The organism is Nitrospira moscoviensis, assembly GCF_001273775.1.
Lineage (GTDB): Bacteria > Nitrospirota > Nitrospiria > Nitrospirales > Nitrospiraceae > Nitrospira_D > Nitrospira_D moscoviensis.
This window is the reverse complement of record NZ_CP011801.1, coordinates 3693888-3706484: the sequence shown is the minus strand read 5'-3', so window position 1 is coordinate 3706484 and position 12597 is coordinate 3693888. Positions and strand designations below refer to the sequence as shown.

The 12597-nt window shown below is 64.2% G+C and carries 12 protein-coding genes; all 12 read left to right on the top strand.

Annotated elements, in window-relative coordinates:
- Nucleotides 1-10 precede the first annotated feature (10 nt).
- The 12 genes from NITMOv2_RS17995 (at nucleotide 11) to NITMOv2_RS17940 (ending at nucleotide 12590) form a co-directional block, all read left to right on the top strand.
- A complete protein-coding gene (locus tag NITMOv2_RS17995) occupies nucleotides 11-598 on the top strand; it encodes a response regulator transcription factor (RefSeq protein ID WP_053381183.1) in 588 nt (195 codons plus the stop codon).
- A gap of 76 nt (nucleotides 599-674) precedes the next feature.
- Nucleotides 675-1334 (top strand): response regulator, encoded by a 660-nt coding sequence (locus tag NITMOv2_RS17990; protein WP_053381182.1) that lies wholly within the window; start codon nucleotides 675-677, stop codon nucleotides 1332-1334.
- A 139-nt stretch (nucleotides 1335-1473) separates the two neighbouring features.
- The gene (locus NITMOv2_RS17985; protein WP_053381181.1) at nucleotides 1474-1890 is read left to right on the top strand and encodes a response regulator; all 417 of its coding nucleotides are present in this window, start codon (nucleotides 1474-1476) and stop codon (nucleotides 1888-1890) included.
- Nucleotides 1891-1942: 52 nt separating this feature from the next.
- Nucleotides 1943-2362, top strand: a complete 420-nt coding sequence (locus NITMOv2_RS17980; RefSeq protein WP_053381180.1) for a PilZ domain-containing protein — start codon at nucleotides 1943-1945, stop codon at nucleotides 2360-2362.
- A complete protein-coding gene (locus NITMOv2_RS17975; RefSeq protein ID WP_053381179.1) occupies nucleotides 2359-3057 on the top strand; it encodes a S16 family serine protease in 699 nt (232 codons plus the stop codon). The genes NITMOv2_RS17980 and NITMOv2_RS17975 overlap by 4 nt, the downstream gene beginning before the upstream one ends.
- Before the next feature lie 18 nt (nucleotides 3058-3075).
- Entirely contained in the window at nucleotides 3076-5601 is a 2526-nt protein-coding gene (locus tag NITMOv2_RS17970; RefSeq protein ID WP_053381178.1) for a hybrid sensor histidine kinase/response regulator, read from the top strand.
- Nucleotides 5602-5633: 32 nt separating this feature from the next.
- The gene (locus tag NITMOv2_RS17965) at nucleotides 5634-6035 is read left to right on the top strand and encodes a response regulator (RefSeq protein WP_053381177.1); all 402 of its coding nucleotides are present in this window, start codon (nucleotides 5634-5636) and stop codon (nucleotides 6033-6035) included.
- Between the two features lie 201 nt (nucleotides 6036-6236).
- Nucleotides 6237-6695 carry a response regulator gene (locus tag NITMOv2_RS17960; RefSeq protein ID WP_053381176.1) on the top strand — a complete coding sequence of 153 codons (459 nt, stop codon included), beginning with the start codon at nucleotides 6237-6239 and terminating at the stop codon, nucleotides 6693-6695.
- A 140-nt stretch (nucleotides 6696-6835) separates the two neighbouring features.
- On the top strand, nucleotides 6836-7474 hold the full coding sequence (locus NITMOv2_RS17955; RefSeq protein WP_238590390.1) for a DUF2238 domain-containing protein: 639 nt from the start codon (nucleotides 6836-6838) through the stop codon (nucleotides 7472-7474).
- Between the two features lie 8 nt (nucleotides 7475-7482).
- Entirely contained in the window at nucleotides 7483-8124 is a 642-nt protein-coding gene (locus NITMOv2_RS17950) for a DUF2238 domain-containing protein (RefSeq protein ID WP_202967259.1), read from the top strand.
- A gap of 150 nt (nucleotides 8125-8274) precedes the next feature.
- Nucleotides 8275-9459, top strand: coding sequence for an efflux RND transporter periplasmic adaptor subunit (locus NITMOv2_RS17945; protein WP_053381174.1), 1185 nt, complete (start codon nucleotides 8275-8277; stop codon nucleotides 9457-9459).
- On the top strand, nucleotides 9456-12590 hold the full coding sequence (locus NITMOv2_RS17940) for an efflux RND transporter permease subunit (protein ID WP_053381173.1): 3135 nt from the start codon (nucleotides 9456-9458) through the stop codon (nucleotides 12588-12590). The genes NITMOv2_RS17945 and NITMOv2_RS17940 overlap by 4 nt, the downstream gene beginning before the upstream one ends.
- Nucleotides 12591-12597: the final 7 nt, after the last annotated feature.

Genomic DNA, 12597 nt, shown 5'->3' with positions numbered 1-12597 from the left:
GGATTCCCCAATGAAACAAGCGCTCGTTGTGGACGACCATCCCGTCGTCCGAGGAGGGATCAAGGACCTTCTGCAAAAAGCGTTTCCGGCGATCCTCATCAAGGAGTCGGCGGGCGCCGACAGAGTCGTTGAGGAAATCTGCGCGCAGCCGTGGGCTTTCGTCGTCCTGGACATCAATTTGCCGGGAGGAAACGGCATCGACATCATCAAGAAGGCACGCACCTGCTGCCCGTCCATCCCCATCATCGTCTTCAGCTTGTTTCCGGAAGCGCAGTATGCCGCCCGCGCCGTACGCGCGGGCGCGGTCGCCTATTTGGCGAAAAATCGCGAGGCCCACGAACTGGTCGAGACGGTGCAGATGGTTCTTCGGGGGCAGCGCGTCCGTCCGGCGCCCGGCGCCTCGCCGACTCTTTCGGACCGTGAAGTCGAAGTGCTCCGGTTGTTCGCTCGAGGGATGAGTCGAAAAGAAATTGCCCAACACCTCCATATCAGCGGAAAAACCGTGAGCACGTATCGGGCCAGAATCCAGGAGAAGCTGGGTTTCCGCACTCTCCTCGACCTTGCGCGGTATGCGACGGAAGAAGGTTTGCTCGAATGACCGGGTGCATCGATATGGTCGTTGCGCGCATCGCATGGTCACGGCCCTTCTGGGACCGCTGCAAGGAGGACGCCTAATGGCACACTCGGGCGGCGGGCCGATTCGTGTCGTCATCGTGGATGATCATGTCGTGGTCCGCCTCGGGCTGAAAGCAGCCCTCGGCGGCCACGGCGACATACGCGTCATCGGAGAAGCGGGGTCCATCGCGGAGGCCGTTGAAGCCGTCCAACGCGACGTGCCCGACGTCATATTGATGGACGTGCGGTTGCCCGACGGGAGCGGCGTGGCCGCCCTCCGCCAAATTCGGGCGGACTACCCCGCTGTTCGGGTGCTGATGCTGACGTCGTATACGGACGAGGAGGCGGTGGTCGGCGCCGTATTCGGAGGCGCCGCCGGGTACTTGTTGAAAAACATCGATCCGGATGTATTGCTGCGGGCCATCAGACAGGTTGCCGCCGGCCAGACCGTGTTGGATCCGGCCGTGACTCACGAAGTCCTGCAGCGTCTGCGCGACGGATCGTCCGGCAAGGCGGAGGCCGCCGTCGACGTGCTGAGCGTACAGGAGCACAAGGTCCTGGCCCTGGTCTCGGAAGGGTACTCCAACAAAGAAATATCCGCGGAGCTGGGGTTGACCGAAAAAACCGTCCGCAACTATCTCTACAAACTGTACAAGAAAATGAATGTGAAGCGGCGCTCTCAAGCCATGCGCTTGTATCTCAAGCAGCATCACGCGTAGAGACAAAAGTCCTCTCCTGGTAAGGACCTAAAGAAGAGACAAATTCCTCCAGACGTATTCTCTATTCATTGGTACTCATTACAGTGTCACAGCGTTCAATGACGCCGGCTGTTGACGGCCGGCACCGAAGGGGGAGCGCATGGCACATATTCTCGTGGTCGACGACGAAGAACTGGTGCGGAATCTGCTCGGCACGGTGTTGAGGCGGCTCGGGCACTCGGTGGCGTTCGCGTCCAGCGGCGAGGAGGCGGTGGCGGCATTTCGCCTGGAACAGCCTCACGTCGCCATTTTGGATCTGCGGCTGCCCGGCCTGGACGGGATCGCGGTGCTTGAACAGGTTCGTTCCACCAACACCGAGGTTCCGATCATTTTCCTGACCGGCCTTGGCACGGAGGAGGACGAACGGCGGGCTCGTTCTCTTGGAGTGACGGCGTTCCTGAAAAAGGAGTTCTCGTTGCACAAGCTGAGTGAGGCCCTGAGAGTCGCGCTCAAGGAATCAAGCCGGCGCCCGCCGATTACGCACCCGACAGCACCGTTCCTCGGTATACGGAATTGACGCGTTGGGCCGGAGAGAGTCGGACGCGTATTCGTCCTGCTTGGGGAGACGTATGTCGCACGATGTGACGGGCCTTGAGAAGGGGGAACCAGCCGCAACCACTGAGCCTGCGCAGCGCCGCAAGCATGTCCGGTACGCCGTGGAGTTGCCGTGCCGGCTGATCGGCGAGCGATTTGGCGGCAGGGGCGCGATCACCGACCTGTCTTTCGGGGGCTGTCGAGTGGAAACAGACGCCGCGATGACTCCCGGAGAGTACCTCCGGCTTGAGATGGATTTCGTCGTCCGCTCGCACCCTCTCGTGATCGATCTTGCGGTCGTACGGTGGGCCGGCCGAAAAGTCTCCGGATTGGAAATCATCCGCATCGAGCCGGTTCAGCAGGAACGGCTGCGCCTTCTCCTGCGATACATCGAGCGCGATCACGCCCTCGGCGCCGTCACCGACTCGGCCGCGTACGGAGGGTCAACGGCATGACGTGCGCCGCCTCGACCGTCTGTGTCGCGAGGCTTCGAGCGCTCCTCAGCTGCGCGCTCTGCCTCACCTGCTGGTCGGCTCCGGCCGTACCGGGGTGGGGCGAGACGGAACCGCCCCCTGTCCCGCGCCAAACCATTCCCATCCTGGGGGTGTCCGGCCAGGATCGGAGCGGCGTCGTGCTCTATGTCACCGTGTCGTTGGAAAAGCGGCAGGATGAGGGAGGGCTCGTCATCCGCATGATGGAGGCGCCAGGAACGTTCTCTTCGATGGCGGAGCGGGCGATTGAGCAAGGAATCGAGAGGACGGCGCGCGCGCTCGGGCTCTCATCCGCCTCGTGGACCGTCACGGTGGCTCATTCGTACCCGGGCATCACGATCGCGGGAGACAGTCTGGGCGCGATGGTGGGATTGAGCGTCGCCGCCTTGGCGCAGGGCATCACGGTCCCTGCGGATCTGGCCATGACGGGGACCGTTGCGCAGGATGGGGGGATCGGCTCGGTGGGCGCGCTTCAGGCCAAGGTGAGCGCCGCCGGCGCGGCGAAGCTCCGTCGAGTGCTGGTGCCCGAACAAGATGTCCGCCGGGACAGGCCGCCTCCTTCGTCGTCCTGGCCGGCCCTCGTTTCCGTCAGAACGGTGCAGGAAGCGTTTCAACTGTTGAGGAAGCCGAGTCCGGAATCGGTGACGACGACAGAGTGAAGCCGATTGCGAGGGGCCATGCCTGAAGTGAATCCTTTCGCTCCGGCGGGTGCGGGCGGGCCGCGATCCCCCCTGGGCGCGAAAAAACACCAGCTGATTCTGCTGCACACGCTCGTGGCCATTGTCCTCAGCTATCAGTTGCTGTTCAGCGAGACGCCGCTGCTGTCTTCCGGTGCGGTGGATTTCATCGTCCTTGGACTCCTCGGCACCATGGTGGGGGCGATCAGCCTGCCCGCCGCCGTATTCAAGAAACGCTGGCTCGTTCCGGCCGTTGCGCTGTTTGATACGGCGGCGACCTCGTCGATTATCTATCTTTCGGGCAGCGCGAGCACGAACCTGTACGTGACCTATTTCATCATCATGCTGATCGCCGCGATCGCTCCGACCTTGAATCAAGTCGTCGTGATTTCCCTGCTGCTGTGCGGGGCCTATGCGGGCGTCCTCTACGCCGACCTGGGCGACCTCACCGCCGCCCGCCGGAGTCATTTGCTGCAAGTTCCCATCCTGCTGATACTCGCCGTGTTTTACGGGATCTCCAACGAATCCGTGCGGAAGCTGGGCCGCGACCGCTCCACGCTGATCGATCACTTGAGTCACCGCCGCCGGTTCGAACGGGCGATTCGAAACAGCGAACACAAAATGCGGATGGTGCTGGAGCACTCCCTGGATGCCTTCGTCATGATGAGCGAGGAAGGCCTCATCCTCGAGTGGAATCGAGAGGCCGAGGCTCTGTTCGGCTGGCCGCGCGCCGAAGTCATGGGGCGGCGCCTCTCCGAGACGATCATCCCGCCGCCGTACCGCCAGGCCCATGAGGGAGGAGTGCGGCGCTTTCTCCGGACGGGAAAAGGGGTGTTGCTGCGCAAGCGGATCGAAGTCGAAGGTCTGCGGCGGGATGGAACGGTCTTCCCCTTGGAGTTGTCCGTGTCGCCGCTGCGCATGGACGACCATACGGTGTTTACTGCGTTCATCCGCGATATTTCCGAACGGAAAGAAGCCGAAGAGGCGTTGAAAAGAAGCGAGGACCGCTACCGCCGTCTGGTCGAGGTGTCGCCCGATGCGATTCTTCTGACGCGGACCAACCGCATCGTCTTCTTGAACCGCGCCGGCATGGAGTTGTTCGGCGCCGTCAGCCCGGAACAGGTCCTGGGACGGGATCCGGCCGATTTCTTCCATCCGCATGCCGACCGCGCCGCGATCGGCGCCGTCCGCAGATCGCTGAACGAGGGGCTGGCCCTTCCGCTCACGGAGTTGGCGATGTTGCGGCTCGACGGTTCGCCGATCCACGTGAACTTGGTCGTCTCCGCAGTAGGTGACGGGGAGGCTTTGCCGAGCATGCAACTGGTCCTGCGGAACATCACGGACCGGAAGAATCTGGAGGAACAACTTCGCCAATCTCAGAAGATGGAAGCGGTGGGCCAACTGGCCGGCGGCGTGGCCCACGACTTCAACAATATGCTGCTTGTGATCCGAGGCTACACGGATCTGCTCGATGAGGACCGGACCCTGACCGGAGAGCAGCGCGAGGCCATCGAGCAAATTAGGCAGGCGAGCGAGCGAGCCAAGGCCTTGACCTCCCAGTTGCTGGCCTTCAGCCGCCGGCAAGTTCTTCAACCGAAGACCATCAATGCCGATGCCATCGTGCTCAATATGGAATCGATGCTGAGAACCCTGGCGGGAGAGGAAGTCGAGCTGTGCATCACGCCGGATGCCGGCGGGGGGCATGTCAAAGCGGATCCCAGCCAAATCGAGCAGGCGCTGTTGAATCTCGCGGTCAATGCCCGGGACGCGATGCCGCACGGAGGCCGCCTGACCATTGCGACGGATCGAGTGGAGCTGGATGACCGTGCGATCAAAGACTCCCGGCTGGAAGCGAAGCCGGGTCCCTACGTACGACTGAGAGTGCAGGACTCGGGCATCGGCATCGATCCCGAGATTCTTCCCCGAATCTTTGAGCCGTTTTTCACCACCAAACCGAAAGGGAAAGGAACGGGGCTCGGCTTAAGCACCGTGTACGGAATCATCAAGCAGAGCGGCGGGGCGATCACCGTCGCCAGCGAGCCCGGGAAAGGAACCGAGGTCGCGCTCTACTTGCCGCGCGTCGAAGAGGCAACCGAAGCCGCAGAGGACTCGCCGATGCCGGCAACCGTATCCGGGCGTGAGACGGTCCTTGTCGTCGAAGATGAACCCGGCGTCCGAACGTTCGTGTGCGCCGCGTTACGCCGCCACGGCTATACGGTGCTGGAAGCCCGGCACGGCATCGAGGCTCTGAGCTTGGTGCAGGCTCATGTCGGCCCCCTTCACCTCGTGATTACCGATATCGTCATGCCCCAAATGAGCGGCCGGGAGGTTGCGGAGGCGGTAGCCGAAATCGATCCCTCCATCAAGATTCTCTATATGTCCGGCTATACCGACGACGCCGTGCTGCGTCACGGCATCGTGAGCGATGCGGTGAATTTCATCCAGAAGCCCTACACGTGCGAGGCCCTCTTGCTCATGGTTCGGCAAGTCCTCGACGGAAAGCTGGTTCATGCCCAGGCGTGCTGACGGCAACGCGTGGTTGCGGAGGCGATGACCCTATGGCGGCGATCGTGGTGGTGGATGACGACGCTCATGTCCGAACGTTGATCGCCGGCGGCCTGAAAAAAGCCGGGCACGTCGTCCTCAGCGCCTGTACCGTGGCGCAAGCTCTTGCGTACTGTGCGGGAACCCCCATTGACCTCGTCATCATGGATATCCTGATGCCGGACGTAGACGGGATTGAAGGCATTCGGGAGTTTCGCCGGCGATTTCCCGGCACCAAGCTTCTCGCGATGAGCGGGGGAAGCGAACGGATCGGCTCGATCTTGCTCCTGGAAGCGGCGGAACTCCTGGGGGCGGCCGGAGCCCTCCAGAAGCCCTTTCCGATGTCGACATTGGTGGGCGCCGTCACGGACTTCCTTCACCGGCCAAGTGCGGCGCCAGGATCGCGACGATCATGACCTTCCGGTTCTCTCGTCTCATCTCCGCGAGTCTCTTCCGTTGAAGAGACTTTTGACTCTTCCCGTGAGCCATTTTCGGGAGGCTGGCACGTAGAATTCCGACGCCATACTGGTGCCGCTCCGATTCTCGGACAGAACGTATTCACCTAAGATGAGGGCCCTCTTGTGTCTTCAGGTGCCGGTACCGAAAGGCAGCTCTCTATGAAGTTCCATCCGTTCCCGCCATCCAACCTGCAACTGATCCAGCGGAGGCCGGCGCCTGCAAAGCGGCGGCACGTCTTGATCATCGAAGACGACGGACCGGTCCGCGCCATGCTGTATGAAACGCTGACCGCGCACGGGTACCGGGCGACGGCGTGCGCCGGTCGCGGGGAGGCCGTCCGAGTGTCGCGAACATGCTCCGAACCGATTGACCTGATCCTCGCCGATCTCAGCGCGCTGGGGAAGGCCGGGCTTGAAGAAGTGCGGCAAGCCATTCCCAACGGCTGTCACACGGGGGTCCTCCTCATCTCAGGCAACGTCTTGTCTGAAGAGGTGCAAATGGTCCGCAGAGAGCTGGCCCACCCCTTTCTCGGGAAGCCTTTCCTGGGGAGCGAGCTGCTCGATGCGCTGGAAGGTACACTCACGGCCCGGTTTCGCTCCGAAGACGTGGCCCGGTAACCCGCCTACGATGTGTTCCTCTCTTTGTCCATCCGTACGGGGGTAGACATGAAGCCGTCCGCCGGGGCGGTTGCAGCGAATCGTCCTGTCCAGTACAGTACAGGGCGCTGCCGGTATCCCTCTATCGAAGGAGTACCTCCGTGTCGCGCAATCACTGGGTGTCCGCGGGGCTGTTGGTCTGGTACGTCGTCGTCTCCGTCTGGATGGCGCAGGGGCCGGCCGATCCGCAATTCTGGCTGCTCGCCAGCATCCTGCCGGCGCTGTTCGTCGTCGCGCTGATCGCGACCTACCGCCGCTTTCCGCTCTCGCCGGCGTCCTACGCCTTGATCACGGTGTTTCTCACGCTCCATACCGTGGGCGTCCACTACACCTATGCGGAGGTGCCGGTCGGGTCATGGCTGCAACAGGCGCTGCACTTGAGCCGGAACCATTTCGATCGCCTCGTGCACTTCAGCTTCGGCTTTCTGTTGGCCTATCCGTTGGAGGAACTGTTCCGCGTCACGGGCGCCGTGCGCGGCTGGCTGGTCTATTATCTGCCCGTCATGACGGTGTTGGGCTTGAGCGGTCTCTGGGAGATCATCGAATCCTGGGTGGCGGGCGCGGTGCATCCGGAATTGGGCGTCACTTATCTGGGGTCCCAGGGCGATGTGTGGGACGCGCAGAAGGACATGGCGGCCGCGTTCTACGGGGCGCTCCTCTGCGTCGCCCTGCTCGCGCTCGCGCGCGGGTGGCGGCGCGCGCAACCGTCGTTCGAACCGGACGCGGCGCTCTCCGAGTAGCCCGCGCCATGGAGCCGGGCACCGAGCGGGACCTGATGGACGCGCCGCCCCGGCCTCTCTTGCTCGGACTTCTGCTCTGGTATGCGGCCCTCTGGAGTTGGGCCGCGATCGATCCGCACGACCGCCGGGATTGGCTGCTGGAAAACATCCTGGCCGTCACGGCCGTCGCCGTCCTGCTGCTGACCTACCGGCGGTTCCGGTTCTCCGCCGTCTCGTACTGCCTCATCACCCTGTTCCTCACGTTGCACGCCGTCGGCGCGCACTATACCTACGCCGAAGTGCCGGTCGGCTTTTGGCTGAAGGACGCGTTCGGGCTCAGCCGAAATCCGTTCGATCGCATCGTCCATTTCGCGTTCGGCGCTCTGCTGGCCTATCCGCTGCGGGAGATCCAGATACGGCTGGCCGGCGTCCGGGGCTTCTGGTCCTACTACCTCCCGGCGAGCGGCATCCTGGCGCTGAGCGGGCTGTTCGAGGTGATCGAAGCGATCGTCGCCATCGTCGTGAGCCCCGAATTGGGGACGTTGTATCTGGGGACGCAGGGCGACGAATGGGACGCGCAAAAGGATATGGCTGCGGCGTTCACGGGCGCGGTGCTCGCGCTGGCGACGACCCGCATGCTCGGCGCCCGGTCGTTTCCCCGGCGGCCATGATCGTCCGGTTGTCGCCTTTCACCACGGGCCTGGTTCGCCGATCGTAGCAAAAGGCTACGGAGTCCTCCGGATCGCCTGGAAATCCGGCCCTTTTCGAGGCACGCCTCATGCTGAAGAATCGGCGGAGGATAGGTGTCCGTGGGCGCGTCTATGCGACCGATAGGTGTCGAAACCGGAGTGCTGATCACGATCATTGCCGTGGCGGCCGGCTGGTTCGGCGCCTGCGGAAGGCAACCGGACGACAGCTCCGCCGCGAAGCCGGTTCCCGGCGCGCGGTCTGGCTTCATCCGGCTGTCCGCCGAAGAGCTGGCGCGGGCGGGGATCGAAGCGCGGCCGATCGTGCGCGGGCCCCATCGGGTCTCGCGCGAATTTCCCGCCACCATTCAAGCGAACGAAAACGAGCTGGCGGAGGTCACCACGCTGATCCGCGGGCGTGTCGTCACCGTGCAGGTGGACGTCGGCGCCGATGTGAAGAAGGGCGATCTGTTGGCCCTGCTCCACAGCACCGAGTTGGGATTGGCGGAAAGCGCCTATGTGAAGGCTGCGGCCCGGCTGCACGAAGCGGATCTGGCCTATCGGCGGGCCAAGGATCTGCACGAAAACAAGGTCGTCAGCCTGGCGGAGTTTCTCCGCCGGGAAGCGGAGATGAAAACCGCGCAGGCGGAGGCGCGTGAAACGCGGAACCGTCTGGAGCTGCTCGGCGTCTCGCGGCGCGAGATCGAACGGCTCGACCGCGAGGGGACGATCAGGTCCGATGTGCCGCTGCTGGCGCCGTTCGACGGCCGGGTCATCATGCGCAACATCACGCGGGGAGAGGTCGTCGAGACCCACCAGAAGTTTTTCACGGTCGCCGATTTGTCCGAGGTGTGGGTGATCGCCAACGTGCCGGAGAAGGACGTGGAGTACATCCAAAAAGGCCAAACGGTCGATATCGTGGCCGCGGCCTATCCGCATGCGTTGTTCCAGGGCGCGGTGACCTACATCGGCGACGTGCTCGATGCCGCCACGCGCACCCTGCGGGTGCGCGTGACCGCGCCCAACCCGGAGAAGCGCCTGAAGCCCGAGATGTTCGCGCTCGTGCGGGTGTATGCCGCGCCGGATGCCGACGTGCTCGCCGTGCCGCTGTCCGCCGTGCAGAGCGGACCGACCGGCAAGGTCGTCTTCGTGCAACGGGCGCCCGCGGAATTCGAAGCCAGAACCGTCCGGCTGGGCCCGGAGTACGGCGACGTGGTCGTCATCCTCGACGGACTGCAGGACGGCGAGCCGGTCGTGACGAGAGGGGCGTTCGTCCTCCGGTCCGAGATGGAGCGGCACAAGATCGAACCGGCGCCATGATCGCATCCCTCGTCGCATTCTCGCTCCGCCAGCGGATTCTGGTGCTCGGGCTCGCCGCGTTTCTGTCCGTGGCCGGCGTCGCGGCGTTCCAATCCATCCCGATCGACGCCTACCCCGACGTGACGAACATCCAAGTTCAGGTGCTCACCGAAGCGCCCGGATGGTCGCCCGTCGAGGTGGAGCGGTTCATCACCTATCCGCTCGAGCTGCAGATGACCGGCCTCCCCGGTCTGGCGGAGATCCGGTCCCTGTCCAAATTCGCGCTCAGCCAAATGACCGTCGTCTTTCATGACGACGTGGACGTCTACTTCGCCCGCCAGCTGGTGCTCGAGCGGATGCTCGCGGCGAAAGAGCGGTTGCCGGACGGCGTGGAGCCGACGATGGCGCCGATCAGCACCGGACTGGGCGAAGTCTATCAATACTATCTGAACGGCCCGCGCGCGCACGATCCGGATCCCCGGGCCGTCGAAGACGAGCTGACGGAGCAGCGGACGCTCCAGGAGTGGGTGCTGCGCCCCTTCTTCAAGAGCGTGCCGGGCGTCATCGACGTCAACGCGCTCGGCGGGTTCGTGAAGCAGTATCAGGTGCTGGTGGATCCCGCGAAGCTGCGCAAATACGAGTTGACGCTGCACGAGGTCTTCGAGGCCGTGGCGAAGAACAACGCCAACGCCGGCGGCAATATCCTGGAGCGCCATGCGGAGCGGGCGATCGTCCGCGGCCTGGGGCTGATCAAGACCGTGCGCGACATCGAATCGATCATCGTGAAGGAGTCCGGCGGCACGCCGATCTTCGTGCGCGATGTCGCGGACGTGCGCATCGGCCACGCGGTCCGGCACGGCGCGGCGGTGCTCAACGGAGAGCGGGAAGTGGTGACCGGGACGATTCTCATGCTGCGCGGCGGCAATGCGCGCCGGGTGGTGGAAGCCGTCTCCGCGAAAGTCGACGAGCTGCACCGCGAGCACATTTTGCCGGCCGGGACGACCCTCGTGCCCTTTTACGACCGCATCGAGCTCGTCACGGCGGCGGTCCGCACCGTGCGGGACGCGTTGATCGAGGGCATCGTGCTCGTCGTGTTCGTCTTCTTCTTCTTTCTCGGCCACGTGCGGAGCGCCGTCGTCGTGACGGCCACGCTGATCGTGACGCCGCTGATCGCCTTCATCGTGATGGAGCGGCTGGGGCTGTCGGCCAATTTGATGACGCTCGGCGGCCTCGCCATCGCGATCGGCGAGATCGCGGACGGCTCGCTGGTCGTGGTGGAAAACGTCTATCGCCATCTGGCCGATCAGGGTCAGGGCCGGGCGGGACGCCCCAAGTCGGAAATCATCCTGCAGGCGACCAAGGAAGTCGGGCGCCCGATCCTGTTCGGCATTCTGATCATCAGCGTCGTGTTTCTGCCGCTGATGACGCTGCACGGCATGGAAGGCAAGATGTTCGCGCCGCTGGCCTATACGCTGGTCATCGCGCTCCTGGCCTCGGTGATCGTCACGCTCACGCTCTCGCCGGTCCTGGCCTCGCTGCTGCTGCGCGGCGACCATCCCGAAGAGACGCGGCTCACCCGCTGGATGAAGCGGCGATACCTGCCGGTGCTGCGCTGGACGCTCCGGCGCGGGCGCGTGGTGCTCGCTGGTTCGACGGTGTTGGTCTTGGCGAGCTTGCTGATCGTGCCGTTCGTCGGGCGCGAATTTATCCCCATCCTCGAAGAAGGCGCCTTGACGCCGCAGATCGTGCGGCTGCCCAGCGTCTCCCTGCCGGAATCCATCGAGATGGAGAAACAGACCCACAAGGCGATGCTGGAGTTCCCGGAGGTCCGCATGGCGGTGAGCAAGATCGGGCGCGCCGACATCGCCTTCGGCCCGGAGGAGCCCAACGAAAGCGACCCCATCGTCTCCTTGCATGAACGCGACACGTGGACGACGGCGTCGTCGCAGGCGGAATTGACCGACGCCATCCGGCGGAAGCTGGCCGAAATCCCCGGCATCTCCGTCCTCATGAGCCAGCCGATCCAGGAGCGGGTGGATGAGCTGATTTCGGGCATCCGGACGGAATGCGCGATCAAGCTCTTCGGTCACGACCTCGACGTCCTGCATCAAAAGGCCGAGGAGATCGCGGCGCTGATGCAGCAGATCGAGGGCGTCAAGGACATCAAAGTCGAGCAGATCGCCGGGCAGCCGTACCTCACGGTGGACATCGACCGGCAGAAGATCGCCCGCTACGGGATCAACGTGGCCGATGTCCAGGAGATCGTCACGACGGCGATCGGCGGCCGGCCCGCCACGCAGGTGTTCGAAGGAGAACGACGGTTTCAACTGGTCCTGAGATTTCCTGAGGCGGCCCGCAACAGCGTGGCCGCCATCGGCGAAATCCGGGTGAAGGCGGCGTCGGGCGCGCTGATTCCGATGAGCGATCTGGCTGCCATCGAGATGCGCGAGGGTCCGCTCCGGGTCAGCCGCGAGCAGGTCACGCGGCGCATCTACATCGGGTTCAACGTCGTCGGGCGCGACATCGGCGGCGTGGTCGACGAAGGACGGCGGAAGCTCGCGGCGCAGGTTCACCTGCCGGAGGGCTATCGGATCGCCTGGGGCGGGGCCTTCGAGAACATGGAACGGGCCAACGCCCGGCTGCTGATCGTCGTGCCGATCACGCTCGGGCTGGTGTTCTTTCTCCTCTTCTGGGCCTTCCACTCGCTCCGCTACGCGACGCTCATCATCCTCAATCTGCCGTTTGCCTTGGTCGGGGGCGTCGTGTCACTGTGGCTCAGCGGACAGTATCTGAGCGTGCCGGCGTCGGTGGGCTTCATCGAGCTGTTCGGGCTGGCGGTGGGCAACGGCATCGTGCTGGTGTCCTATATCAATCAATTGCGGCAGGAAGGGACGTCGAAGGAAGAGGCGATCGTCGCGGGCTGCAGTCTCCGGCTGCGCCCGGTGGTGATGACGATGATGACGACCCTGCTCGGCCTTCTGCCGCTGGCGCTGGCGCACGGCATCGGCGCGGAAGTGCAGCGGCCGCTCGCGACCGTGGTCATCGGCGGCCTCTTCACGTCGACCGCGCTGACGCTCGTCGTGCTGCCGGCCCTGTACCAGGCCTTCGCCGAGGAGCGGGCGGCGAAGGAGCAGGCGCCGGAATGGGTGTGAGGGAGGG